This is a genomic window from Duganella flavida, assembly GCF_009857445.1.
Taxonomy (GTDB): Bacteria; Pseudomonadota; Gammaproteobacteria; order Burkholderiales; family Burkholderiaceae_D; genus Rugamonas; species Rugamonas flavida.
This window is the reverse complement of record NZ_WWCN01000002.1, coordinates 382,576-407,353: the sequence shown is the minus strand read 5'-3', so window position 1 is coordinate 407,353 and position 24,778 is coordinate 382,576. Positions and strand designations below refer to the sequence as shown.

Genomic DNA, 24,778 nt, shown 5'->3' with positions numbered 1-24,778 from the left:
TCAACGGTAATCTAAGCCAAAGCCAAACGGATACAAGGTATCGCTGGCAGGATAACCAGGCGCGTCGGGATCGTTGTCGATCACGGCTTGCAGGCGATTCGCCAGCGCAAACGGCAGCCTGCCCAGCGGTCTGGCTTGGCCGCTCAGCACGTCCAGCAGCGCGCGGTCGGATACGCCAAAAGTCGCCACCAGCGCGCCGGCATTTTTCAGGCCGCTGGCGTCATCCAACACATAGGGATTGCGGAAGTAGATGTCCAATACCGTCTTGCCCGCGCCCACTTCGCCCATCACCGCCTGGATCTCGGCCAGCGATGGCGAGATGCGCCACGACTGCGCCTGCGCCATCGTCGAGAACGACAGGCTGTTGACTTCCCACGGCAGCGCGCCGCCGAAGATCAGTCCCATCGCATGGCCAGGCACAAATTCCGCATCGTCCGCGCAGCGCGGATTGCGCGCCGGGACCAGTTCGCAGCCATCTTCCGCGCCCCATACTTTGCCGGTGCGCGGATTCAGCTTGGCCGGATCGGCGCCGCTATCGGCCCCGCGCGTGCGGTAGCCACTGGTGTTGACGTTGCTGACCAGGACGCGGATCAACGCATAGTCATGCCCCGCCGCGCTGGGCCGTGCCTGCCCCTGCGCCGCCGTGCCGTCGGTGACATGGTAGCCGTGGCGCTGCGCCTCTGCCTTGCTGACACCCACCGTGTACAGCGTCGCACCCGGTTTGAATGGCAGTAGCGCGCCACTGCCGCCCACGCCGTTTTGCAGCAAGACCACCGACTGCTGCTGCACTTTCAAGCCCGCCGCGCGATTGGCTGCGCTGCCCACCACAGCGTCGGCTTGCTGCGCATCGACGTAAGGATTTTCAAACAGGCCGAGCTGGAACTGCTCGCTCAGCAAGCGCGACACTGCGAGGTCGATGCGCTGCGCCGTCACCAGCCCGGCGTCCACCAGCGCCGACACCGTCGCGCCTTGGTGAAAGCCGGACAGCACATCCGTACCGCCGTTGACCGCCGCCGCAATCCGCTCCGGCACCGTCAGCTGCTCCAGTCCCCATGCGCGGTCGCTGACGATGCCGGTATCGGAATTGACATTACCCTTGAAGCCTAGCTGATCGCGCAGCAAGCGGTTGACCACTTGCGCGTTGAAGGCGAAACCGATCTCCTGATAATCAACGCCGTCGTAGCGCAGGCGGCGCGGCACGCCGTAGTAAGGCATGATCGACGATACGCCAGCCTTGATGGCAGCGTTGAACGGCTTGAGCGCATACTCAAACTGCCCGGCCGGATACACTTGCGACTTGCCGAATGAATAGTGCGGATCGAGCCCATCCTCTTGCGGCCCGCCACCGGGAAAATGCTTGATGGTGAGCGCCACCGCCGATGCTGGATTCAGCACCCCGCCCTGCAATCCCTCCACCAGCGCAGTGATGATGTCAGCGCTGAGATCGGCGTTTTCGCCGAAGGTTTCATGCACGCGGTGCCAGCGCGGCTCGGTCGCGAGGTCAGCCTGATAGCCGTACATGCCGCGGATACCCAGCGCGCGCCATTCCTGTCCCGTTACCCGGGCCAGCGCCCGCACCGGCTCCATGCTGCCGCTGCCTAGCGCGGCCGCCGCCATGCCCGGCTCCTTGGGAAACTCGCTCAGCACGCCTGCGCCGCTGCCGATGCCGAAGCGCGGATCCGTCTCCACGTGATTGCGCGGATTACTCTTGAACAGTACCGGAATGCCAAGCCCCTGCGACTCGGCCAAGGCCTGCACGGCGTTGGTGAAGCTGGCCATCTGGCCGGGCGTCACCGGCGCACCGTTCATGCCGCCGCCATCCGCACCGCATGCAGCGGGCGCGCCCACCACCAGGTTGCGCAAAATGAAGCGCGTCATGTGCTCGCTACCGAGCAGCGCTTGCGCCTGCGGCGGCAAGGTGCCGCCACAACCGGCGTTGAGCGTGTCGATCAGCATCATCCCGGCCTTTTCCTGCATGCTCATGCGGCCAAGCAGGTCGGCGACACGCTGCGGCACCGGCAAGCGCCAGTCCTCGTAGGGATCGAGCTGGCCATTGCCGTTGGCGTCGCGGAACGCCAGACCATCGACCTTCAACACCGCCTTGCTGCGCACGCCGATATCGGGCTGTAGCGGCACCGCAGTGACAGCACATGCTTGCAGCGCAAGGCACACAGGCAGCAAGGCCCGCAACGACAGTCGATCAGGATTCATATTTTTTACGATGAGTTAAACGTTTGACTTCAGGATCAGAATAAACCAATCCATCTCAAACCAGTAAGCGTGATTCCTGATATCAGCTATCCGGGAGCTTGATAGCTAGCGGCCGAACCAGGAACGCCGCGCCAAAGGCTGGTATGCCAGCCGGCCGGACAGCGTCAGCCGCCACACGGTGCCGTTGCGGGCCTGGCTATCCAGCAGCAGTTTGGCCTTGATCCGTTCGGCGCGCTCAAACATGCCGCAGATGCCCCAGTGATTGTCGCGTCCTCCGGCAGCGATGACCTCGGCCGGCACGCCGGTGCCGTCATCGCTTACCGTCATCTGCAATGCGCGCGCGCCGTAGTGCAGGCGCACCTCGATCCGGCTGGCCGTCGCATGAAGGTAGGCATTGGCGATAGCTTCGCAGGCAATCGCCAGCACTTCCTCATACACCAGCGGATGCAGCTGGCGCAACACGCCGCTGACCACGATCTGCGGCGGCGCGCTATCCGCCGAACGCAAGCGCCATGCCGCCATGCCGATCGCTGCGGCCAGGTCTTGCTCATGCTGATCGTTGGCGCGCAAGTCGCGCACGCGTTCGCGGCCCTCCGCCAGCGCATCGTCGGCCTTCTGCAGGGCCTCCTCTATCAGGACCCGCGCTGGTTCGGGCGGCGGCAGCCGGACTGCCGCCGCGTGCACATGCAGGATCATCCCTTGCACCGATTGCAGCAAGGTGTCGTGCAGTTCACGCGCGATGCGTTCGCGCTCCTTGATCCGCTCTTCCAGCCGCCCCGACACTTGCAGCGCGAAGTCGTGCAAGCGCCAGCGGTACAACATCCAGCATGCCGCCAGCACCAGCAATGCGCAGCTGATCCGGAACCACATGCTCTGCGTCATCGTCGGAGCGATACTGAAGTCCAGCGTGGTGGCCTGCTCGCTCCAGTCACCGTGGTAGTTGGTCGCCGCCACGCTGAAGCGATAATTACCCGGCCCCAGGTTGTTGTAGTAGGCCGCGCGGCGCGCGCCCACTTGCTGCCACTGGGTATCGACGCCCTCAAGCCGGTAGCGGAACGCCACGCGTTCCGGCATGGCCAGCGCCAGTGCGGTGTAGTCCATTTGCAGCGCGGTGGTGCCGGGCGGCAGGCGCACGGCAGACTGCACCGCACGCACCTGCCCCGGCGGGCCGATGCCACGGATCAGCACCGGCGCCGCCGGACGCGGCGGTTCGCGCAAGGCCGGATCCAGCCGGAACACACCGGCGGTGGTCGATAGCCACAGGTAGCCATCCGTCGCAAGTATCATCGACGGTACTGGGTAGCGCACCGGCGCATTGCCGACCAGGCCATCCAGGCTGTCCAGCCGCTCGTAGCGCACCCGGTAGCCCGGCGTACTTTCAAGCGGGGCGATTTCGCCGGCAGCGATCCGGTACAGGCCGGCGCCGGCGTTGAGCCACAGGTCGCCATTATCCAGCTCGACCATGCCGGACACGCCTTCAAAATTCACGCCATCGACCCCGCTCACCGGCAAGAAGCGACCGCCTTGGCGCAAGGCCACGCCGTTTTCGCCGCCAGCCCACACGTGCCTGCCCTTCAGGTGCAGTGATTCCACCATGCCGATATTTAAGCCATCGTCACTGCTATAGCGATGCCAGTGACCGTTATGTAGCTGCAGCACGCGGCTGCGCGGATAGCCGAGCCACAAGCCCTCTTCCGCCGAACTGGCCAGCACGCGCGGCGTCTCGCCGGGCAGCCCGGTATCGGCGGCTACGTCGTGCCAGTCGCCCTGGGCATCGCGGCGGTATAAGCCGTGCGGCACGATGGCCGCCCACAGCTCGCCATTGTCGTCGCTGCTCATGGAAGCGATCATGCCGGTCTCCAACCCGCGCGGCAGGGCCAGCTGGCGGTGCTGTTTGCCGTTGACCTGCCACAGCCGACCATAACTGGCAAGCCACAAAGCACCGCGTGGATCAAGGTACAGGCACACCGGATCGCCGCCCCAGCCGGCTTCGGTCTTGGGCCACAACGTGGTGGTGACAAACGCCGCCCCGTCGGCCGGGGCCAGGTGGTGACGTCCCACCCAGACCGCGCCATTGGCATCGGCCGCCAGCGGGTTGACGTCGGTCACCTCCGGCAGGGGCACGGCGGCAATGCGCTTGCGCCGATAGCGATCAATGCCGGTGGCAGTCGAGATCCAGATACTGCCCTCCCGGTCCTCAAACATGGCAGCCACCCAGCGCCCGCTGAGTCCGTCGGCCTGCCCGCTTTGCTGCACCTGCTGGCGGGTGTGATATTCCACGCTGGCCAGGCGGCCTACCCACAGGTCGCCACGGCTATCGAACAGCAGGCTCGCCACATCGCCGTGCACTGGCCAGTTGCCGGCGCTGTTGCCGGCCAGTTGGCGGAAGCGGTTGCGCGGCGCATTCCAGCTCCACACGCCGCCGTCGGGCACCTGGAACAGCACGCCGGTACCGGCGTCCGGCGAGCTCTTGATAAACTGGCGCGCGCCGCGCTTCAGCGTGTAGACGCCCTCATCGCCTTGCGCCCACAGGTTGCCGTCGCGGTCGCGCATCAAGGTCTTATAGGCGGCGACTGGGGCAGCGAACGCGACGCCAGCGGCCAACCAGTGCTCATGTTCCAGATAGAACAGGCCGCGCGTGGTGGCGGCCCACATGCGGCCACTGCCATCCTGCTCCAGCCCCCACACCGGCGCGCTGGCCGGCAGGCCGTCTCGCTCGCTGTAGTTGCGCAGCCGCCCTTGCGACAGCACGCTGGCGCCACCATAACGGTAGCCTATCCACAGCGCGCCATCATCGAAGGCGTTCAGGATGCTGATGCCGGCCGAAGGCAGCGGCTGGCCGGGCTCGGCGTAGCGCTCAAAATGGCTGCCGTCGAAGCGATACAGGCCATGCGCGCCACCCAGCCACAGCCAGCCGTCGCGCGTCTGGGTCATGGTCATCACCATTTGCGGCGCACCCTCGCGCGCGGTCCAGCTCATGTGATGCAAGTCGATCGGCGCCGGTGCCGCACCATAGGCCGCCGCTGGCGCCAGGCACGCCAGGAGCAAACGCAGAATGGAGAGGCTACGACCGAACATGGTATGCCGTTTCTTTTTCAAATCCGAACATTCTATATCGAAATTGCAAGCCAAAAAATTGCGGCCGGTCTTGCCGCGCGCGTAGCTCTGCCATAGGAGGGAGACTACCCTATAGTGGGTATGACACCCCTGCCAATCACCCTATGCTGTACGTTCTTCCTCAACTACAAGGAGTACAGCATGACCAAAGCAATTGTCGCGGTGGTGTATCACTCGGGCTATGGCCACACCAAGCGCCAGGCGGAAGCCGTCCACTACGGCGCCAGCCAGGTGGCCGGCGTCAGCGCCGAAATCTATGCGGTGGATGGCGCCGATGCGCCGTGGGCCGAACTGGAAAAAGCCGACGCCATCATCTTCGGCGCACCGACCTATATGGGCGGCCCTTCGGCGCAGTTCAAAGCATTCCAGGACGCCACCTCGCACACGGTGTTTGCGGCCGGCGGCAAATGGAAGGATAAGCTGGCAGCCGGTTTCACCAACTCGGCCTCGCGCTCGGGCGACAAGCTGGCGACGCTGCAGCAATTCTTCATCTTCGCCGCGCAGCATGGCATGCACTGGGTGAACCTTGGTCTCCCGCCGGGCAACAACTCTAGCAAGGGCAGCGAGGCTGATTTGAACCGGCTTGGTTTCTTCATCGGCGCTGCGGCGCAATCGAATGCGGACCAAAGCGCTGAACTGGCGCCATCGGAATCCGACCTGAAGACTGCCGAACACCTGGGTGCGCGCGTCGCCAACACCGCACTGCAATTCGTCCGCGGCCGCGAGTAAAACAAAACGGGCCGCCTGCACAGGCGGCCCGTCATCACGCTACCTGCATTACTTGAGGAACTGCACCAGCTTAGGCACCACTTCGCTGGTGGCCTCTTCCATCAGCCAGTGACCTTTGCCCTTGATCTTCACACCTTCCACTTGCGAGTCGACCAGCTTGGCCTGCTCGATCAGCACATCGCCCGAGGCGCGCTCGCCGGCCAGTACCAGCATTGGAATCGCCAGCTTCTTCTTGCCAAACTCGGCAAATTCAGCGGCGTCTTTTTCAAACGCGCGGAACACTTCAAAGCCGGCGCGCATGTGGTCAGGCTTGGCGTATTCGAGCGCGTAGAATTTGCGATCGGCTTCGCTCAGCGATTTGGTGCGGTCGGCAGCAAAGTCATTCCAGAAGTGTTCAAGATAAGTGCGCTCACGGCCTTTCACCAGCGCCAGCGGCGTCTCGCCGTAGAAGTGGAAGTGCCACAGGTCGCGCAGCAGCCAGACCTTGGTCCAGTCGCCGATGCCGGGCAGGAAGGCGTCCATCAGTACGATCTTGTTCACTTCCTGTGGATACTGGGCCGCGTAGGCATAGGCCACCATCAGGCCGATGTCGTGCCCCACCACCTTGGCCGATTTGATGCCGAGGCTGACGGCCAGCGCATGCACGTCTTGCGCCATCACCGACTTGGTGTACGGGCCCTGCGGCACTGCCGATTGGCCGAAGCCACGCAAGTCCGGTGCAATCACCAGATGATCCTTGGCCAGCTCGGCAATCAGGGGACGCCACATATGGCTGGATTCGGCAAAGCCATGTAGCAGAATCACCGGATCGCCCTTACCAGCCGACAGGTAGTGCAGGCGCACTCCGTTCACTTCGGCAAAATTGCTCTTGGGTTCTTGAGCGTGCGCTGGCGCAAGCATGGCCAGCGCCAGCAGGAAAGCGCTGCCGAGCCGCTGGATAAATGAGAAATGCATGATTCAACCTCCGTAGTTGTCAATAATTTGGAACAACCATCGTAGGCTGCTAGCGGTGCGCAACCTACACCCGAACGGGGTAGTATCGGCTGCCACCTTGCGTGCTACACTCGACCGCATCAAAAGGAGCGAGGCCATGTCTGACCACAGCGAGGCAAGCATACGGGTGATGATCGCCGACGATCATCCCTTGCTGCGCAGCGGCATCTCGGCCGTGCTGGCGCGCGACGCCCGCATCCACGTGGTGGCCGAAGCGGAAAACGGCGACATGGCAGTCGAGCTATTCCAGCGCCACCGCCCCGACATCACGCTGATGGATTTGCAAATGCCAGGCCGCTGCGGCATCAAGGCCATCGAAGCAATCCGCGCGATTGATGGCCGCGCCCGCATCATCATCCTCACCACCTTCAGCGGCGACGCCCAGATCATGCGCGCGCTGCATGCCGGCGCCAGCGGCTACCTGTTGAAGAACATGGCGCGCACCGGCTTGATCGAGTGCATCGACAGCGTCCACGGCGGCGCCCAGTTCCTGCCGGTGGAAGTGGCGCGCGCGGTGGTGTACCAGCCGCCGGCCGATACCCTTTCCGCGCGTGAGATCGAAGTGCTGCGCCTCGTTGCGCACGGCTATTCCAACCAGCGCGCCGCGCAGCAACTGGGCCTGAAAGAAGACACCATCAAGGCCCACATGAAAACCATCTCGTCCAAACTCGGCGCACGCGACCGCACCCACGCCGTGACGATTGCCCTCAAGCGCGGCTATTGGGAGGTGTAGGGATCCGGCGATTAAATCCAGTCTTCATTAGCGGCCCCATGCCATCAAGCTGCATGCTCTGTTAAATTGCGGGTAACGAGGAGAGTTTGCATGCATTATGAAGTGATAGTTGTAGGCATGGGCGCGTTTGGGGCGGCGACTTTGTATCAGTTGGCACAGCGTGGTGTGCGGGTGGCTGGAGTGGACCGGTTTGCGCCGCCGCATGATCAGGGCTCCAGCCACGGCGATACGCGCATCACGCGGCAGGCGATAGGCGAAGGTGCGGCGTATGTGCCGCTGGCGCTCAACGCGCACCGCATCTGGCGTGATCTGGAAGCGCATAGCGGCGTGCCGCTGCTGGAGGCTTGCGGCATGCTGATGCTAAGTGATAGCCGCGTCGCTACGCGCGGCCATGGCACTGCCGATTTTGCCGGCGAGACGGCGGCGATGGCGCGGCGCTTCGGGATTGAACATGCGCTGCTTGACGCGGCGGCGATCGCGCAGCGTTTTCCGCAGTTCACCGGCTACGGCCCGCATGCGGTAGGCTACTACGAACCGGGGGCTGGTTATGTGCGGCCGGAGCGCGCCATCGAGGTGCAGTTGAAATTGGCGCGGCAGGCCGGCGCGGAGCTGTTCACGAATACGCAGGTCACTGCGATCGAGTCATATGCCGGCGGTGTGCGCGTGCGCACCGCGACTGGCGTGCTGACGGCGGACCGCGTGATCTCGTGCGCGGGCATGTGGAGCGCCGGTTTGCTAGGCGGGCCTTTCCCGCAACTGCTCAAGGTCTGTCGCCAGAAGCTGTATTGGTTTGAGCTGGATGAGCCGGAGCGGTTTGCGACCAATGCACCGGTCTACATCCTGCTCGACGGCGGCGCCGATACCAGCAGCTGCTACGGCTTCCCGCCGGTGCGCGGCGAGAATGCGATCAAGATCGCCACCGAGCAGTATGCAGATATTTGCGATCCGGAGAATCTGGACCGCCACATTACCCAGGCCGATGCCGAGGCGATGTATGAGCAGCACGTGGCCGGGCGGCTGGCCGGTGTGTCACGGCGCCTGCTCAAGTCCAAGGTCTGCACTTACACCATCACGCCGGACTTTAACTTCCTGATCGACGAGCATCCGGAACTACCCGGCGTGACGGTAGTATCGGCTTGCTCCGGCCACGGCTTCAAGCACTCCGCCGCCGTTGGCGAGGCGCTGGCCATGCGTTATTGCGGCGACAGCCGCGCTGCCGATTTGTCGGCCTTCAGCTTGAGTAACGCAGCCGGCTGGGCGACGCGGTAGGTGCTGGTGACGCGGATGTATTCTCCGGTCTCCTTACACCCGATCGCGGAAGGCGGACGGCGACAAACCGGTCCAGCGGATAAAGGCGCGCCTGAAATTGGCGGTGTCGGTGTAGCCCAGCGAGAAAGCTATTTCATCGACAGAAAGTTTGCCGACTTTTAAATGTTCCACTGCGAGCAACTGGCGTACTTCATCGATCACGTCGCGGTAGGACGTGCCCTCTTCCACCAGCCGCCGGTGCAGCGTGCGCGAGGTGACGTTCAGCAGGCGCGCCGCCACGTTCAGCGAAGGGAACGTGCTCTGCGTTTCCAGCAGCAGCCGTTGCAGCTTGCCGGCCCAGCTGTGCTGGCGCGAGGTTTTATCGAGCTCCTTCTGGCACACCTGTATCGCCTGCCGCTGCGTGATCGGGTCGGCCATACTGAGTGGAATGTCCAGCGCATCGGCCGGGAATACGAAACCGCACCACGCCTGCTCGTAGCGCACCGCGCAGCCGAACATCTCGCGCGCCAGCGCTGCATATGGCGGCTCGCTGAACGGGAAGCTGGCGTACACGGTGCGCGCCGCGCCGGCGGTGATGTGGTCGAACAGGTTCTTGATGGTCAGGACGATGGTCTCCAGCACCGAGCGCCGCACCAGCGGCAGCTGCAGCGGGATGGCTTCCTCGAAGCTGAGATGAATCTCAGCGCCCACGACGGCGTGGCGCACGCGGACCAGCAAGGTGCGGATTTGCAGGTACTGCTCCATCAGCGCAATGGCTTCGCGCAGGGTGGCGCTGTTCATGGCAGCGTAGCCCAGCATACCGTGACTATTGATTTGCATACGGTCACCCACCAGTAGCCCGAACGCCGGTTCGGCGGTGGTGGTGATGGCATCCTGCACCAGCTGTTCAAACTCGCCCAGCGGCAGCAGCTGCACGTCGCCCGACGGCATGCCGTCCCAGTGCTTGCGGCGGAACGACGCCGGCATCTCCGCATTCATACGCGCGACCTGGTCGGCGATCTGGCGGATGTATTGGACGGGGAGTGCGAATTCTTGGGAGCGCATGATTCATTGTCAATAAATGACTATTTAATGTCAAGAGCCCACCTCGCGCCGATGTCGCCCTCGCCCTACGATGTTGAGGTCACATCACAACACTAAAAATTATGTTTTCGTTTTTAAGAAAGCAGGAGACGGTGACAGCGCAGGTCAATGGCTTGCCAGTCACGATACAAGCGGGAGAGACGCTGCTGCAGGCCGCCCTGCGCAGCGGGATCGCTTTTCCACATAGCTGCCGCGTAGGCGGCTGCGCTACTTGCAAATGCCGGCTGCTGTCCGGCCGCGTGAAGGAATTGACGCGGCCTGGCTACGTGCTGTCCGACGATGAGCTGGAGCGCGGCTACATCCTCGCCTGCCAGTCGGTAGCGCTGACTGATATCGCGGTCGAGGTGGACCTGTCGGCGCAGCAGGCGCGCAGCAAGGTGGCGGGCCGCGTGATTGGCCAGCAGCGGCTGACGCATGACATCACGCAGTTGCGCATCCAGCTCAGTGAAAGCTTGCAGTACAAGGCAGGCCAGTTCGCGCAGCTTAGCCTTGCGCCGCTGGGTGAGCTGGAACGCAGCTATTCCTTCGCCACGCCGGTGCAGCCGGATGCGCAGGTGCAGTTCTTCATTCGCAAAGTGGTTGGCGGTGCGCTGTCTACGCTGGTCAATGAGCGCAGCGTGGTCGGCGAGGAGGTCGTGGTCGATGGGCCGCTGGGCGATTTCTGGCTGCGCCCTGCCGATGCGCCGCTGCTGTTCATCGCCGGTGGCAGCGGCCTGGCGCCGGTGTTGGCGGTGCTGCGCGACGCGCTGCATGCCAGCGTGCGCCGTCCTGCCACGCTGCTGTTCGGCGCACGCGAGGAACACGACCTGTATGCGCTGGAAGAGATCAAAGCCATCGCGCAGGACTGGAGAGCGGCGTTCGAGTTTGTGCCGGTGTTGTCCGGCGCTGCTGCAGACTCCAGCTGGAAGGGCCGGCGCGGCATGGTCGGCGACTATCTCGCACAGCATGCAACGCCCGAATCACACGCCTACCTGTGCGGCCCACCCGCCATGATCGATGCTTGCAGCGCCACGCTGGCGCAATGCGGCGTCGACTCCAAACACATACACGCAGACCGATTTACAACAATATGGGGAGACAAATAAACCATGCTGCATTACCTGAAGTTCTTTCTATTCCACGCGATAGGACTGGCGTCGCTGGCCGCGCTGTACGCTGGCGGCACAGCCACCACCATCGGCTTGCTAGCGGTGCTGGGCATCTACATCCTCGGCGATGCGATCGGCGGCGATGATCTCAGCACGCCGAAGTACCGCCATCCCCGTATTCTGACGTTCCAGCTGTGGCTTGCGCTGCCGCTACTAGCGACGATTGTGTACGTTGCCGTGACGAGCACGCACTCGGTCGCCGGCGTAATGCTCACCGGCCTGATGATCGGCATGGTCGGCACCATCACCGCGCACGAACTGACGCATCGCACGTGGGATCCGGTGTCCATGCTGATCGGGCGCTGGCTGCTGGCGTTCAGCTTCGATACCATCTTCTCGGTGGAGCATGTGTACGGCCACCACCGCTACGTCTCCACGCTGGACGATCCGGCCACCGCACCGCGCGGCCGCAACGTCTACTTCCACATCGTCGCCTCCACCATCAAGGGCAATATTAGCGCGTGGGAGATTGAGAAGAAGCGCCTGAAGCGCGAACGACGCAGCGCGCTGTCGCCGCACAACGCGGTGCTGCGCGGCCACGCCATGAGCGTGCTGCTGGTGGCTGCCGCGTGGGCCGTCGGCGGCTGGGCGGGCGCTGGCTACTTCGTGCTGTGTGCACTGACCGGCAAGGCGCTGCTGGAAGTGGTCAACTACATGGAGCACTACGGCATCGTGCGCGATCCGGCCACGCCGGTGCAGCCGCGCCATTCGTGGAATACCAACCGCCGCTTCAGCTCATGGACCATGTTCAACCTGACGCGCCACTCGCACCACCACGCGCAGGGCGAAGTGCCCTACCAGGACCTGAAGCCATTCACCGATGCGCCGATGATGATCAGCGGTTATCTCACCACCATCGCGGTGGCGCTGGTGCCGCCGCTGTGGCATCGCTTAATGACACCGAAGGTGCTGGCATGGGACCGCACCCACGCCACGCCCGCAGAGCGCCAACTGGCGGCACAAGCAAATGCCCGTAGCGGCATGAAAGCATTCAACACAGGAGACATGCATGGAATTTGATTTTGTGATCGTAGGAGGTGGTTCGGGTGGTGCAACGCTGGCGTCGCGCCTGACCGAAGATCCAGCCGTATCGGTATGCCTGATCGAAGCAGGCGGCGATGGCCGCAGCATCATCGTGCGCGCGCCAGCCGCGATGGTGGCCATGGTGCCGGGCCGGCCGAAGATCAACAACTATGCTTTCGAAACCGAACCGCAACCAGGGTTGAACGGACGCCGTGGCTACCAGCCACGCGGTCGTTGCCTTGGCGGCTCCAGTGCCCTGAACGCCATGCTGTACATTCGCGGTCAGCGCCAGGACTATGACAGCTGGGTGCAGCAAGGTGCGAGCGGCTGGTCATTCGACGATGTTTTACCTTACTTCAAACGCTCCGAGGGCAATGAACGCGGCAACTCCGAGCTGCATGGCGGCGATGGTCCGCTGAAAGTATCCGAGCAGCGCGCTCCCCGTCCGGTGACCGAGGACTTTGTGCGCGCAGCGATGGAGCGCGGCTATCCGCGCAATCCCGATTTCAACGGCCCGGATCAGGAAGGCGTGGGGCACTACCAGGTCACGCAATTCCACGGCGGGGCGCGCAATGGCGAGCGCTGTTCGGCGGCGGCGGCCTATTTGCATCCGGTGATGGACCAGCGCCGCAACCTGACGGTGTTGACGAATACGCAGGCCACGCGCGTGCTGTTCGACGGCCGCCGCGCCAATGGCGTGGAGATTCGCCGCGACGGCGTGCTGACGCCAGTGCGTGCGCGGCGCGAGGTGATCCTGTGCGGTGGTGCCTTCAACACGCCGCAGCTGCTGATGCTGTCCGGCGTCGGTGATCCGCAAGAGCTGGCGCTGCACGGCATTCCGGTGCGTCACGCCCTGCCCGGTGTCGGCAAGAATTTGCAGGACCACGTCGATTATGTGCTGGTCTACCGCTGCAAGGAAAAGGATTTGTTCGGTCTTTCGGTGACCGGCATGGGGCGCATCGCCAAGGCGGCGAATGAGTGGCGCAAGACCGGCAACGGCATGATCGCTACGCCATTTGCGGAAGGCGCGGGCTTCATCAAGTCAGAGGCGGGAATGGAGCGGCCGGATTTGCAGCTGCACTTCCTGATCGGCGTGGTGGACAACCATGCGCGTAACCTGCGTTACGGCTACGGCTATTCGTGCCACGTGTGCGTGCTGCGGCCGAAGTCGCGCGGTGAGGTGGGACTGCACGATGCGAACCCACATTCGGCGCCACGCATCGATCCGAAATTTCTGTCGCACCCGGAGGACATGTCGCTGCTGATGAACGGCGTGCGCAAGTCGGTGGACATCATGAACTCGCCAGTGTTATCCAAGTATGCGCACCGCGACGTCTACCCGGTCGACTACAACAACGATGCGGCGCTGGAGCAGATGATACGCTCGCGCGCCGACACCATTTACCACCCGGTCGGCACCTGCCGCATGGGGACGGACGAGATGGCGGTGGTAGATCCAAAGCTGCGCGTACACGGATTGCAGAACCTGCGCGTGGTTGACGCATCGGTTTATCCCACGCTGATTAGCGGGAACACCAATGCGCCGACCATCATGATTGCCGAACGCGCGGCGGAGTGGCTACGTTAAATCAGATTACGCCGCGGCGTTTCTGGTCACGCTCGATGGATTCGAACAGGGCTTTGAAGTTGCCCTCGCCGAAACCATCGTCGCCTTTGCGCTGGATGAATTCGAAGAACACAGGACCCAGCTGGGTTTCCGAGAAGATCTGCAGCAGCAGGCGCGGTTTACCGTCTACCACCGAGCCGTCCAGCAGCAGGCCGCGCGCTTTCAGTTCAGCGGCGTCTTCACCGTGGCCCGGTACGCGGCCTTCCAGCATTTCGTAGTAGGTCTCTGGCGGTGCAGTCATCAGCGGAACGCCGGCTTTGCGCAGGCTATCCACGGTGGTGATCAGGTCTTCGCTCAGCAGCGCAATGTGCTGGATGCCTTCGCCGTTGAACTTCATCAGGAACTCTTCGATCTGGCCGCCGCCTGCCTTGCCCTCTTCGTTCAGCGGGATGCGGATCTTGCCGTCCGGCGCAGTCATGGCGCGCGAGGTCAGGCCGGTGTATTCGCCCTTGATATCGAAGTAGCGGATTTCCTTGAAGTTGAACAGACGCTCGTAGAACGATGCCCAGTAGCTCATGCGGCCGCGATAGACGTTGTGGGTCAGGTGGTCGATGATTTGCAAACCATGGCCCGGTGGATTGCGGTCGACGCCTTCCAGGAATTCGAAGTCGATGTCATAGATCGATGCGCCATCTTCAAAGCGGTCGATCAGGTACAGCGGCGCGCCGCCGATGCCTTTGATGGCAGGCAGTCGCAGTTCCATCGGGCCGGTATGCATCTCAACGGCTTGCGCGCCCAGTTCCAGTGCGCGTTTGTAAGCCTGGTGCGAATTGCGGACGCGGAAAGCCATGCCGCATGCCGACGGGCCGTGTTCTGCCGCGAAGTAGGCGGCCGGGCTGTTAGGCTCGTGGTTGATGATGAAGTTGATGCCGCCCTGGCGGTACAGCACCACGTTCTTGGAGCGGTGCACCGCAACTTTGCTGAAGCCCAGCTGCTCAAATACGGTCTCCAGCAGGCCTTCCACAGGCGAGGCGAATTCCACGAATTCAAAGCCCATCAGGCCCATAGGATTGTCGAACAAGTCTGCCATTTTATTTTTCCTTTTTAACGTTGTGATAGCTGCCGGTGCCGCGCGTCGTCAGCACGTCTTCAGGCAGGATGGTGCCCGGTTGCAGTACCGGGCGTTGTTGGACTTGCGCGTACAGCGGGTCGAAATCGGTATGCGCCAGTTGCAGCAGTTCGTCGAGGTCGCGGATGACGAAATAGGTTTCCTGGAAATCGTCGATGCGGTAGTCGGTCTGCATCACGCGCGCGAGGTCGAACTGCACGCGGTTGGGCGAGGCGTCGTCCAGCGCGAAGATCGATTCGGTGTAGGAGGACACGATGCCCGCGCCGTATAAACGCAAGCCGTCCTTCTGCTGCACCAGGCCGAATTCCACGGTGTACCAGTAGACGCGCGCCAGCAGATCCAGCACGCCCTTTTCCTTGGCGCGCAGACCGCCCACGCCGTAAGCCTGGATGTAGTCGGCGATGATGGGATTCATCAGCAGCGGCACGTGGCCGAACACGTCGTGGAATACGTCCGGCTCTTGCAGGTAGTCCAGCTGGTCGGCGTTGCGAATGAACTGGCCAGCCGGGAAGCGGCGATTGGCCAGGTGTTCGAAGAAGACTTCATCCGGCACTAGTCCCGGCACTGCCACTACTTGCCAGCCGGTGTGCTGCATCAGCACTTCGCTCAGTTGGCGGAAGTCGGGGATCTGGTCCGGGGCGATTGGCAGCGCGCGCATGCCGGCCAAAAATTCATCGCAGGCGCGGCCTTCCAGCAGTTTGCTCTGGCGCTCGAACAGCGTTTTCCAGACGGCGTGCTGCTGCGGCGTATATTGGTCCCACTGCTGGTCGATGGTCCAGTCGTCGCGCTGGCCCGGCGGCAGGTCAGACAGCTGCATGGCCGAATCCCTGGGCGATGCTGTCGCAGAACTGCGCCATGTCGAAGTCACGCTGCGTCAGGCCGCCCGCATCGTGCGTAGTCCACTTGATCTGCACCTTGTTGTAGACGTTGAACCACTCAGGATGGTGGTTGCGCTTTTCCGAGGTGATGGCCACGGCGCTCATGAAAGCGAAAGCCTCCACGAAATCGGCGAATTTGAATTCGCGGTGGATGGACAGGTGGTCGTTGGACAGCGTCCATGCGGGAGCGGTGGCCAGTTTTTCCGGCAGCACCTTGGTGTCGATTTTTTCCATATCAGTTCTCCGTCATCACTTGCACGACGGCGCGCGCTACCGGCGCTACGCCTGCACTGCTCAACGCGGCCAAACATACGCGGCCCGATTCGATCAGGTACACACCATGCGCATCGCGCAGCTTACGGATTTGCGCCACCGGCAAACCGGTAAAGCTGAACATACCCTGCTGGATGCGCAGGTATTCAAAATCGCCACCCGGCAGTTGTGCTTTCAATTGCGCATACAGCTCGCTGCGGATCTGCTTCATGCGCACGCGCATGGCGGTCAGTTCGGCTTCCCACTGCGCGCGCAGCTGCTGATCTTCCAGTACGGTAGCGATCACCCGGCCGCCGTAGGCCGGAGGGCTGGAGTAATTCTTGCGCACGGCCGATTGCAGCTGGCCGAAAATCTTCTGCGCTTCGTCCGCATCCTTGCCGGTGACATGCAGCGCGCCGCAACGCTCGCCGTAGATGGCAAAATTCTTGGAGTAGGAAGAAGCGACCAGCAAGGGGATATTCTGCTCCGCAAAATAGCGGATCGCAAATGCATCTTCGACAATGCCCTCGCCGAAACCTTGATAGGCGATGTCAAAGAACGGCAGCAGGTCGCGCTCCTGTACCACCAGCGCCAGCTCGCGCCACTGCTGCTGGCTGAGGTCCGCGCCGGTCGGGTTGTGGCAGCAGGCGTGCAGCACGATGATGTCGCCGGCCGGCAGTGCGCGCAGTGCGGCCAGCATGGCGTCGAAGGCCACGCCGTGCGTTGCAGGCGAGTAGTAAGGGTAGGTGCCAACTTCGAAACCGGCGCCGCCGAAGATACCCTTGTGGTTGTCCCACGTTGGATCGCTGACCCACACGCGGGCTTGCGGGAACCAGGCTTTCAGGAAGTCAGCGCCCACTTTCAATGCGCCCGAACCGCCCAGCGTCTGGATGGTGGCGATGCGTTCGCCCTGCCCTTCGCCGAATACCAGGCGGCGCGATTGTTCGCGGTAGGCTGGCAGGCCGGCCATCGGCAAATATGGATGCGGGTTGATGGACTGGGCCAGGCGCACTTCGGCGGCTGCCACGGCGCCCATCAGCGGGATGCGCTGCTCGTCGTTCAGGTAAACGCCGATGCTCAAATTGATTTTGTCCGCGCGCGGATCGGCGGCGAATTGTTCGTTCAGCGTGAGGATAGGATCCCCAGCAAATGCTTCGATGTGCTGAAACATTTTACCTCCTGTTTTTATGGTGTAAACAGGAACAGCTTAATCCTCAAAAGCCGGGAAAAGTAAGCATATTTAACGGAGTTTTGTATAATCTGCGCACAGAATATTCATAAAACTCGCCGGAGATGCACATGACGATCACAACCATCGACAAGTTCGATTTACATCTGCTGACCGAGCTTCAGCGCGACGGCCAGGCCACCAATAGCGCCTTGGGCAGCAAGATCCATTTATCGACCTCGCAGGTGAGCCGGCGCGTGCTGCGCTTGCAGGAAGGCGGCGTGATCGACCACTATGCGGCCATCATCGATCCGGTGGCGGTGGGGTTGGACGTGATGGCCTTCACCGAGGTGACGCTGGACCACCACAGCCCATCGGCCAGCGAGCGTTTCGAGACCGAGGTGGCCGGACTGGTGGAGGTCACCGAATGCTACACGCTGGCCGGACGCTCGGACTATCACTTGCGCGTGGTAGCACCGGATTTGTCGGCGCTGTCCAAGTTCATGACCGAGAAGATCCTGCGCATACCCGGTGTAGCGCAGGTCAAGTCGACCATCACGCTACGCAAGATCAAGCACACGCACGTGCTGCCGCTCGATCACGTGATGCAGCCGACCGAGAACCGCAAGCGCATCCAGTTCACTTGATCGCCTGGAGCGCCGCCGAAACGTAGACCAGCGGCGCATTCCAGTTGATCGCGATCTCGTTGCTGGCGTAGGAGCAGGCGTGGTCCAGCCACGACTTGGCCGGCAGCGATGATGGATACGGCACGCTGCAATCTTTCTTGTCCTGCTGTCCCGGTTGTGGGCCGCCGACCAGAAAGCCCGGCACCGGCGCATCGATACCATCCGCCACCGATGGACGATGATGGGGATGCAGCGCGGAGCGCGTGCCCTGCCCTGTCACGAACGAAGTATCGACGGCGTTACGGCCCAACACATAATCGAGGCCCGATTGCGCGGCGTCGAGATATTCGCGCTTACCAGTCAAGCGGTAGCCGTGCAGCAGCACCATCGACTGGTTCAGCGCAACGGCGCTGCTGCCCCAGACGTAGTCGCCGGTTTGCATGACGATGCCGTAGGCCGATTGCTTCCATTGATTCGCCAATCGTTGCGACAAGGTGGTGACGCGGCTGGCGATCAGTTGCTGGTCTGCCGCGCCGGTGAGCTGCTGGCGATGGCGCGCCAGTGACAACCATGCGAGGCTGCGCACGTCGCTCCACGTTGGCACCGTGGCTTGTACCTCCGGTGCGTGCATGGCTTGGTAGTAGGCGTCGTCGCCGGTGCTGATGTAGAGCTCTGCGGCGGCCCACGCGAATTCGTCGCTCACATCCTTGTCGCCGTAATCGCCGGTGCTGACGTCTTTCGGCTGCTGGTAGTAGTCGCGCGGATGCGCTTGCGCCCATTGCCATGCCGCTTTCGACGCGGCCAGCATGCGCTGCGACAGCGCCTTGTCAAATGGCGCGTAGACCCGGCTGGCGGTTGCCATTACGGCGGCGAAGTCCAATGCGGCGGCGGTGGATTTCTGCACCACGTAGCGCGGCATGATGGCCTTTTCCGGCATCACCATGCCGTCGAAACTCAGGTTGGTCAGCTTGTGATAGACGCCACCGTCATTGGGGTCCTGCATGGTGAGCATCCACTCGAGGTTCCACAATGCTTCGTTGAGCAGATCCGGTTTGCCGTTGCCGCTCTCGGGGATGTTGAGGGTTTGCTTGCGGAAGAAGTCAGGGAAGTCTTCGTACGCTGCCAGTAGCGTGTAGGTGGAGATGCCAGAGTTGACGATGTATTTGTTGTAGTCGCCGGCGTCGTACCAGCCTTTCGGGCTGGAGATCACGGTGCCGGCAGGACGCGCCGCCGATGCAGCCGATGCGTGGACCAGCACTTGCGTGTCCGGATGGCCGGCTGCGCGCGCATAAATGCCTGCGTGCTGCGCATCCAGCGCGATGCTGGCGCGATTCAGGTAGTAGGCACGAATCGATGCGGCGTTGAGCGCCGCGTACGCGTTAGCGCTAACTTCAAACGGTAGTGAATCAGGCATGCCTTCTACGCGCAGCTGGTAGCGGCCTGGCGTTTGCAAGCCACTGAAGTCCGCCAGACGCACGCTCTCGCCAGCATCGGACGACCACTGTGCGACGCCCAGTGTGCCACTCTGCACCACGTCGTTGCTGCCTGCCTTGATGATGGCAAACTGCCGCGCCCCGTTCTCGGTGCCGGGCACCACCGCCACTTTGGCCGATGCGGGCAAATAGCCCAATTGATTCAGTTTGATCTGCGCGGCAAACGAGGAAGCCGGCAACGCGGACAGGCCCAGTGCAATCAGATTGATCGCACGTAAAAACATCATCATTCGCATCGGAAAACGCTCCACGTGGACATTTCAACGTGGAGCATCTTACACCAGTGTCAGAACTCCTCCCAATCGCCTTCGGCTGCGGCCTTGGCTTTGGCGGTGGGACGCATGAAGGCCACCGTCGCGCCGCTCGACTGCGTCAACTGCGGACGCGGTGCAGGCGCCGGTGCCGGCGGCCGCGCAGGACGCGCCATCGCTGCCTGCGACGACCCGCCCGACTGATCGAGCTTGAACACACTCACCACGCGCGACAGGTTTTCCGCCTGCTCCTGCATCGACGCCGATGCCGCTGCTGCCTGTTCAACCAGCGCAGCGTTTTGCTGCGTGACCGTATCCATCTCCGAGATGGCCTGGTTAATCTGCTCGATGCCGACTTCCTGCTCCCGGCCGGCGTTAGTAATCTCGGCCACGATGTCGGACACCTTCTTCACGCTGGACACCACTTCATCCATCGTCTTGCCGGCCTGGTGCACCAGCTTGCTGCCCGCCTCCACCTGCGCCACCGAGTCGGTGATCAGGCTCTTGATTTCCTTGGCGGCGCTGGCCGAGCGTTGCGCCAGATTGCGCACCTCGGACGCCACCACGGCAAAGCCGCGCCCTTGTTCGCCGGCGCGCGCCGCTTCCACCGCAGCGTTCAGCGCGAGGATGTTGGTCTGGAAGGCGATGCCATCGATCACGCCGATGATGTCGACAATCTTGCTGGACGAGGCGTTGATCGACCCCATAGTCTCCACCACCTGCGACACCACAGTGCCGCCTTGCAGCGCGATGCCGGAGGCCGAATGCGCCAGCTCGTTGGCGCGCCGTGCGTTGTCGCTGTTTTGCTTGACGGTGGAAGTCATCTCTTCCATCGACGAAGCGGTTTCCTCCAGCGAACTGGCTTGCTGCTCGGTGCGGGCCGACAGGTCCAGATTACCGGTGGCGATTTCGCTGGCAGCAGTCGCAATCACATCGGTTCCGGTACGCACCTGGCCGACAATATTTTGCAGGTTGTCGTTCATCTCCTTGAGCGCGGCCAGCAGCTGGCCGGTTTCATCGGTGGTGTTGACCTCGATCCTGCTAGTCAGGTTGCCGGCGGCGACGGTTTGCGCGATCTGCACCGCGTTCACCAGCGGCCGCGAGATCAGGCCGGAAATCCATATAGCCTGCACCGTGCCCATCGCAATGCACAGCGCGATGATGGCGATGATCCACCAGCGTGCCGAAGCGTACAGCGCATCGCCTTGCTCGCTGGCCTTGACGCCGCCGTCGATATTCACTTGCGCCAGTTTTTCCAGGATGTCCGTCGCGGAATTGAACATCGTGGAGGAATTGCCACGGATAAGCGTCTTGGCCTCATCATCCTTGCCGGACCGCGACAACTTTTGCACTTGGGCGCTGATGCCCATGTATTGCTCCCACAGCCGACTGAACTCGGCGTAGCCGGCGCGTTCCTCCGGCTCGCTGATGAGTTTTTCATACTCGGCGCTATGGGCTTTGAGCTTGCCGCTAAAGTCGGCCATGCGTTTTTCGTACTTGGCGAAGTCAGCCTCGGAGGTGGACAAGATGTGTTGAGTTTCCTGGGCGCGGTAACGGGAGACGTCGTACTTCATTTCCAGCAGCACGCGGACGCTGGGCATCCAGTTGGTTTCAAGGTCGGTCGAGGTTTGGTTGACTTTGCCAAGCTGGACTACGGAGAAGATACCGAGGCCGAGACACAGCACCAGCACCACAGCAAACGACAACAATAATTTAGAGAACAGCCGGAGATTCAGGAAGGCGCGCATTTTCAACTCCTGAGCAGGGTTTGAGGCGGAAGGCGCGGGGTCGGGGCGCAGATGTCTGTGCATAACCAAAAGTTGCTATTTTGGAATATAACAGACATGCAAACTGCTAGGGATTGTATGTTTCTATGAGAAAGCGGCAAGCCATCGCTTAATGCCGCTCCCCGGGCCTACGATTTAACGAACAGTGCTTGCAGATCGCCGTAGGGCATGGCTTGGGCGATCAGTGGGCCGGCGTTGCCGGTGGCGAGAAAGTCTTTGGCCATGCCGGCTGCGACTGCCCACAGCGCCTGCGAGATGCCGGAGCCGGCGCTGAAACGGGCGACACCCAGCTGGTGCAGTTCTTCGTTTGATGGCAGGCCTGGCCAGTCCATCACGTTGAGCGGCAGGCCAGCGCTGGCGGCGACGGTTTTGATCTCCTCTACTTTGCAGATGCCGGGTACGAACAGGCCGTTGGCGCCAGCCGCCTGGTACAGCGCAGCGCGGCGCAGGACTTCGGCCACACGTTCGCTCTCCGGCGCCAGGCCGCGCAAATAGACGTCGGTACGGGTGTTGATGAAGATGTCCTTGCCCGATTGCGACGCCAGCGTTTTGATGGCGCGGATTTTGTCGGCCAGCAGTTCCGGCGCATCGTTGCCGTCTTCCAGGTTGATGCCGGCCACGCCCACTTCGATCAGGCGTAGCACGTTGCGTGCGACCTGCTGCGGATCGGACGAGTAGCCGTTTTCAAAATCGATCGACAGCGGCACTGTCAGCACGCGCGCGATGTTGGCGGCGACGGCGATGGCGTTGTCGACCGGCAGATGGTCGTTATCGGCATAGCCTTGCGCCCACGCGACGCCGGCGCTGGTGGTGGCGATGGCCGGTGCGCCCAGGCTTTCGAACAAACGGGCGCTGCCAGCGTCCCATGCGTTGGGCAGGTTGAGCAGCTTGCTACCGTCGTGCAGTTTCTTGAACTCGTTCATGCAATCTCCTATTTAGAAAAGACTGGCTTGTGCCGTGGTCAGGCTGGTAAAACTGTCGTTCATTGGCAGCAGGATCGAATCGGCGATCGGCTGCAGTTGTTTGGTCAGGTAATGTTCGTAGTCGATGTGCGAGCGCACCACTTCCAATGGCTCGGGGCCGCCGGTGGTCATCACGTAGCTGATCCAGCCGCCATTCTGGTAACGCAGCGGGCGATGCTGTGATTGATTGTACTCATCGGCCAGGCGCGCCGCGCGCACTTGCGGTGGCACGTTGACCTTGTATTCCTCCAGCGGCTGGCGCAGGCGCTTGCGGTAGACCAGCAGGCTATCGTAAGCGCCGGACATGGTCTTTTGCGCGTAGTCGCGCACGAAGTCCTGATACGGTTCGTCCTTGAAGATACGCTTGAACAGGCCTTGCTGGAATTGCTGCGCCAGCGGCGTCCAGTCGCTGCGGGCGACTTCAAGGCCACGATAGATCACTTCTTCCTCGCCCTTGCCGTTGATGATCAAACCGGCGTAGCGCTTCTTGCTGCCCATGTCGGTGCCACGGATGGTCGGCATGAAGAATTTTTGATAGTGCGAGTCGAACTCGATTTCGAGATGACAGTCGAGGCCGTGCTTTTCCTTCAGCATGGTGCGCCACCAGTTGTTGATGTACTCGGCCAGTTCAGCGCCTATCGCCAGCGCCTCATCGTTGGGGTGTTCTTTTTTCAGCCAAATGAAGATGGAATCGGTATCGCCGTAGATGACGTCATAGCCGCGCGCCTCCACTAGTTCACGCGTCTGTTTCAGCATCTGGTGGCCGCGTAGCGTCACCGAGGACACCAGGCGCGGATTGAAGAAGCGGCACTCGCTCGCACCCAGCACGCCACAGAAGGAGTTCATCAGCAGCTTGAGTGCGGTCGACAAGGGCTCGTTCTTGGCGCGCTTGGCGGCGTCGCGCTGTTTCCAGATTTCCGTAGTAATGGCGGGCAGGCAGTGCTTCTCGCGCGAGAACATGGTGCCGTTGACGCCTTCCACCAGCACGCTCTTATCCTCCGCCGCTTCGCCTTCGATCAGGCCGACCGGATCCACCAGGAAGGTGCGAATGATGGAGGGGTACAAGCTCTTGTAGTCCAGCACCACCACCGAGTCGTACAGGCCGGGCTTGGAGTCGAACACAAAGCCGCCCGGCGAAGCACTGCCGGAGATATCGCCGACATTCGGCGCGACATAGCCTTCGCGGTGCATGCGCGGCAGGTAGTGATGGGAGAAGGCGGCAATCGATCCGCCCAAATGGTCGGCCTGCAAGCCGGTCACGGTGGCGCGCTCGATCATGAAGGCCAGCAGGTTGGCCTTGTGGAAAATCCGCGTGACCAGTTCGCAGTCTTTGAGGTTGTAGGTCGCCAGCGCCGGCTTGTCTTCCTGGAAGCGGCGCTCGATTTCGGCCATCTTGTCGTAGTCGTCACCGATCTCCTTGCCCTCGCCGAGCATGGCTTGCGCCACGTTTTCCAGCGAGTAGGAAGGGAACAGCCACGAGGCGGCCTTGAGCGCATCGATGCCGTCGAGGATGATGCGGCCGGGGACCGGCGCAAACCAGTAGTCCTGCTTGCCCGGATGCTCGCGCCACTCGATATTCTTGCCTTCGCGGCCCAGCGCCAGCGGCACCTTGAATTTGTCGGCGTTCTTTTGCAGCACGCGCAAGTCGAACTGCACCACGTTCCAGCCGATGATGACGTCGGGGTCATGACGCGCCAGCCAGGTGTTCAGGCGTTCGATTAACTGGCGCGGCGCGGCGCAGTATTCAAGATTAAAGTCGACCACCGGTGCTTGGTCCGGCGTCGCGCCCAGCATATAGACCTGGCGCTGACCGCAGCCTTCCAGTGCGATGGAGTACAGGTCGCCGAAAGCACTGGTTTCAATGTCCAGCGAAACCATCTTCAGCGTGGGCCGGTACTCGGGTGCAGGCTTGAGTTTGCAGTTGTGGATGACCGGGCCGCTGGCGTGGCCGCCCTCGGTCTGCACGGTGGCGGTGATGAAGCGCTCCATCAGGTAGCGCTCGGGCGGACGGATGTCGGCCTCGAACAATTTGATACCGTGGTCGCGCAGCGAGCGCTCCAGCGCCGTCAACTGCTTGTAGCGCGAGGCATAGACGCCGATCACCGGCTGCTGCTGGAAAGTCTTGAGCTGCAGCTCGCGCAATTCGATGCCGGCATCCGGCGTAATCTGCGCCTCAATGGCCGTGCGCAGGGAAGCCTCGGCGAAAGCCACCGAAGTTTGCGCGGTGAGTCGGACTTTCCTGGGGCCGGCGTCAGTCGCCAGCCAGAAATCGATCTCCGTACCACTAGGCGTATCGCGCCAGTGGCGGGTCAGGATGAAGCCGGTATGTGCGGTTTGCGTCATGCCAGAATTATACTGT

Annotated in this window: 19 protein-coding genes; 7 read left to right on the top strand and 12 right to left on the bottom strand. The window is 62.4% G+C overall.

Annotated elements, in window-relative coordinates:
* Positions 1-2,211: a glycoside hydrolase family 3 protein gene (locus GTP46_RS04160; RefSeq protein ID WP_161005352.1), complete on the bottom strand. Its 2,211-nt coding sequence runs from the start codon at positions 2,209-2,211 to the stop codon at positions 1-3.
* 105 nt (positions 2,212-2,316) lie between these two features.
* Positions 2,317-5,289: a sensor histidine kinase gene (locus GTP46_RS04155; protein WP_161005351.1), complete on the bottom strand. Its 2,973-nt coding sequence runs from the start codon at positions 5,287-5,289 to the stop codon at positions 2,317-2,319.
* Positions 5,290-5,469: 180 nt separating this feature from the next.
* Here GTP46_RS04155 and GTP46_RS04150 point away from each other — a divergent pair, with 180 nt between their 5' ends.
* Entirely contained in the window at positions 5,470-6,057 is a 588-nt protein-coding gene (locus GTP46_RS04150; RefSeq protein ID WP_161005350.1) for a flavodoxin family protein, read from the top strand.
* A 48-nt stretch (positions 6,058-6,105) separates the two neighbouring features.
* Here GTP46_RS04150 and GTP46_RS04145 read toward each other — a convergent pair whose 3' ends face one another.
* Complete coding sequence (locus GTP46_RS04145) at positions 6,106-7,011, bottom strand: alpha/beta fold hydrolase (RefSeq protein ID WP_161005349.1); 906 nt, start codon at positions 7,009-7,011, stop codon at positions 6,106-6,108.
* A 136-nt stretch (positions 7,012-7,147) separates the two neighbouring features.
* Here GTP46_RS04145 and GTP46_RS04140 point away from each other — a divergent pair, with 136 nt between their 5' ends.
* Positions 7,148-7,783 (top strand): response regulator transcription factor, encoded by a 636-nt coding sequence (locus tag GTP46_RS04140; protein WP_229258790.1) that lies wholly within the window; start codon positions 7,148-7,150, stop codon positions 7,781-7,783.
* 90 nt (positions 7,784-7,873) lie between these two features.
* Positions 7,874-9,052 (top strand): N-methyl-L-tryptophan oxidase, encoded by a 1,179-nt coding sequence (gene solA / locus GTP46_RS04135; protein ID WP_161005348.1) that lies wholly within the window; start codon positions 7,874-7,876, stop codon positions 9,050-9,052.
* 33 nt (positions 9,053-9,085) lie between these two features.
* Here the strand turns inward: solA and GTP46_RS04130 are convergent, their stop codons facing one another.
* Entirely contained in the window at positions 9,086-10,096 is a 1,011-nt protein-coding gene (locus tag GTP46_RS04130; RefSeq protein ID WP_161005347.1) for an AraC family transcriptional regulator, read from the bottom strand.
* A 131-nt stretch (positions 10,097-10,227) separates the two neighbouring features.
* Here GTP46_RS04130 and GTP46_RS29620 point away from each other — a divergent pair, with 131 nt between their 5' ends.
* Genes GTP46_RS29620 through GTP46_RS04120 form a run of 3 tightly spaced genes read left to right on the top strand, consistent with a single transcriptional unit; the run spans position 10,228 to position 13,894 of the window.
* On the top strand, positions 10,228-11,220 hold the full coding sequence (locus tag GTP46_RS29620) for a 2Fe-2S iron-sulfur cluster-binding protein (RefSeq protein WP_371869552.1): 993 nt from the start codon (positions 10,228-10,230) through the stop codon (positions 11,218-11,220).
* A 3-nt stretch (positions 11,221-11,223) separates the two neighbouring features.
* The gene (locus tag GTP46_RS29615) at positions 11,224-12,303 is read left to right on the top strand and encodes an alkane 1-monooxygenase (RefSeq protein ID WP_229258788.1); all 1,080 of its coding nucleotides are present in this window, start codon (positions 11,224-11,226) and stop codon (positions 12,301-12,303) included.
* Complete coding sequence (locus tag GTP46_RS04120; protein WP_161005346.1) at positions 12,293-13,894, top strand: GMC family oxidoreductase; 1,602 nt, start codon at positions 12,293-12,295, stop codon at positions 13,892-13,894. The genes GTP46_RS29615 and GTP46_RS04120 overlap by 11 nt, the downstream gene beginning before the upstream one ends.
* Before the next feature lies 1 nt (position 13,895).
* Here the strand turns inward: GTP46_RS04120 and hppD are convergent, their stop codons facing one another.
* The 4 genes from hppD to GTP46_RS04100 are packed head-to-tail and all read right to left on the bottom strand — an operon-like array spanning position 13,896 to position 17,303.
* Positions 13,896-14,963, bottom strand: coding sequence for a 4-hydroxyphenylpyruvate dioxygenase (hppD, locus tag GTP46_RS04115; protein WP_161005345.1), 1,068 nt, complete (start codon positions 14,961-14,963; stop codon positions 13,896-13,898).
* A 1-nt stretch (position 14,964) separates the two neighbouring features.
* Positions 14,965-15,819 carry a phenylalanine 4-monooxygenase gene (gene phhA, locus GTP46_RS04110; protein ID WP_161005344.1) on the bottom strand — a complete coding sequence of 285 codons (855 nt, stop codon included), beginning with the start codon at positions 15,817-15,819 and terminating at the stop codon, positions 14,965-14,967.
* Positions 15,806-16,114, bottom strand: a complete 309-nt coding sequence (locus GTP46_RS04105) for a 4a-hydroxytetrahydrobiopterin dehydratase (RefSeq protein ID WP_161005343.1) — start codon at positions 16,112-16,114, stop codon at positions 15,806-15,808. Before GTP46_RS04105 ends, phhA begins: the two co-directional genes overlap by 14 nt.
* A 1-nt stretch (position 16,115) precedes the next feature.
* Entirely contained in the window at positions 16,116-17,303 is a 1,188-nt protein-coding gene (locus GTP46_RS04100; RefSeq protein WP_161005342.1) for an amino acid aminotransferase, read from the bottom strand.
* 128 nt (positions 17,304-17,431) lie between these two features.
* Between GTP46_RS04100 and GTP46_RS04095 the strand changes: the two genes are divergently transcribed.
* Positions 17,432-17,947 (top strand): Lrp/AsnC family transcriptional regulator, encoded by a 516-nt coding sequence (locus GTP46_RS04095; protein ID WP_161005341.1) that lies wholly within the window; start codon positions 17,432-17,434, stop codon positions 17,945-17,947.
* On the opposite strand, the gene GTP46_RS04090 is transcribed toward GTP46_RS04095, so the two are convergent.
* The 4 genes from GTP46_RS04090 to GTP46_RS04075 all read right to left on the bottom strand — a co-directional run bounded on the left by GTP46_RS04090 (position 17,940) and on the right by GTP46_RS04075 (position 24,762).
* Positions 17,940-19,649 carry a glycoside hydrolase family 9 protein gene (locus GTP46_RS04090; RefSeq protein ID WP_229258787.1) on the bottom strand — a complete coding sequence of 570 codons (1,710 nt, stop codon included), beginning with the start codon at positions 19,647-19,649 and terminating at the stop codon, positions 17,940-17,942. The genes GTP46_RS04095 and GTP46_RS04090 overlap by 8 nt on opposite strands.
* 56 nt (positions 19,650-19,705) lie before the next feature.
* Entirely contained in the window at positions 19,706-21,418 is a 1,713-nt protein-coding gene (locus tag GTP46_RS04085; RefSeq protein ID WP_161005339.1) for a methyl-accepting chemotaxis protein, read from the bottom strand.
* Positions 21,419-21,585: 167 nt separating this feature from the next.
* Positions 21,586-22,380 carry an isocitrate lyase/PEP mutase family protein gene (locus GTP46_RS04080; RefSeq protein ID WP_161005338.1) on the bottom strand — a complete coding sequence of 265 codons (795 nt, stop codon included), beginning with the start codon at positions 22,378-22,380 and terminating at the stop codon, positions 21,586-21,588.
* A 12-nt stretch (positions 22,381-22,392) separates the two neighbouring features.
* A complete protein-coding gene (locus GTP46_RS04075) occupies positions 22,393-24,762 on the bottom strand; it encodes a DNA polymerase II (protein ID WP_161005337.1) in 2,370 nt (789 codons plus the stop codon).
* Positions 24,763-24,778 lie beyond the last annotated feature (16 nt).

Bases quoted from the DNA above. Each gene is read 5' to 3' on its own strand.
- GTP46_RS04160 (WP_161005352.1), bottom strand. From the start codon at position 2,211: ATGAATCCTGATCGACTGTCGTTGCGGGCCTTGCTGCCTGTGTGCCTT.
- GTP46_RS04155 (WP_161005351.1), bottom strand. From the start codon at position 5,289: ATGTTCGGTCGTAGCCTCTCCATTCTGCGTTTGCTCCTGGCGTGCCTG.
- GTP46_RS04150 (WP_161005350.1), top strand. From the start codon at position 5,470: ATGACCAAAGCAATTGTCGCGGTGGTGTATCACTCGGGCTATGGCCAC.
- GTP46_RS04145 (WP_161005349.1), bottom strand. From the start codon at position 7,011: ATGCATTTCTCATTTATCCAGCGGCTCGGCAGCGCTTTCCTGCTGGCG.
- GTP46_RS04140 (WP_229258790.1), top strand. From the start codon at position 7,148: ATGTCTGACCACAGCGAGGCAAGCATACGGGTGATGATCGCCGACGAT.
- solA (WP_161005348.1), top strand. From the start codon at position 7,874: ATGCATTATGAAGTGATAGTTGTAGGCATGGGCGCGTTTGGGGCGGCG.
- GTP46_RS04130 (WP_161005347.1), bottom strand. From the start codon at position 10,096: ATGCGCTCCCAAGAATTCGCACTCCCCGTCCAATACATCCGCCAGATC.
- GTP46_RS29615 (WP_229258788.1), top strand. From the start codon at position 11,224: ATGCTGCATTACCTGAAGTTCTTTCTATTCCACGCGATAGGACTGGCG.
- GTP46_RS04120 (WP_161005346.1), top strand. From the start codon at position 12,293: ATGGAATTTGATTTTGTGATCGTAGGAGGTGGTTCGGGTGGTGCAACG.
- hppD (WP_161005345.1), bottom strand. From the start codon at position 14,963: ATGGCAGACTTGTTCGACAATCCTATGGGCCTGATGGGCTTTGAATTC.
- phhA (WP_161005344.1), bottom strand. From the start codon at position 15,819: ATGCAGCTGTCTGACCTGCCGCCGGGCCAGCGCGACGACTGGACCATC.
- GTP46_RS04105 (WP_161005343.1), bottom strand. From the start codon at position 16,114: ATGGAAAAAATCGACACCAAGGTGCTGCCGGAAAAACTGGCCACCGCT.
- GTP46_RS04100 (WP_161005342.1), bottom strand. From the start codon at position 17,303: ATGTTTCAGCACATCGAAGCATTTGCTGGGGATCCTATCCTCACGCTG.
- GTP46_RS04095 (WP_161005341.1), top strand. From the start codon at position 17,432: ATGACGATCACAACCATCGACAAGTTCGATTTACATCTGCTGACCGAG.
- GTP46_RS04090 (WP_229258787.1), bottom strand. From the start codon at position 19,649: ATGATGATGTTTTTACGTGCGATCAATCTGATTGCACTGGGCCTGTCC.
- GTP46_RS04085 (WP_161005339.1), bottom strand. From the start codon at position 21,418: ATGCGCGCCTTCCTGAATCTCCGGCTGTTCTCTAAATTATTGTTGTCG.
- GTP46_RS04080 (WP_161005338.1), bottom strand. From the start codon at position 22,380: ATGAACGAGTTCAAGAAACTGCACGACGGTAGCAAGCTGCTCAACCTG.
- GTP46_RS04075 (WP_161005337.1), bottom strand. From the start codon at position 24,762: ATGACGCAAACCGCACATACCGGCTTCATCCTGACCCGCCACTGGCGC.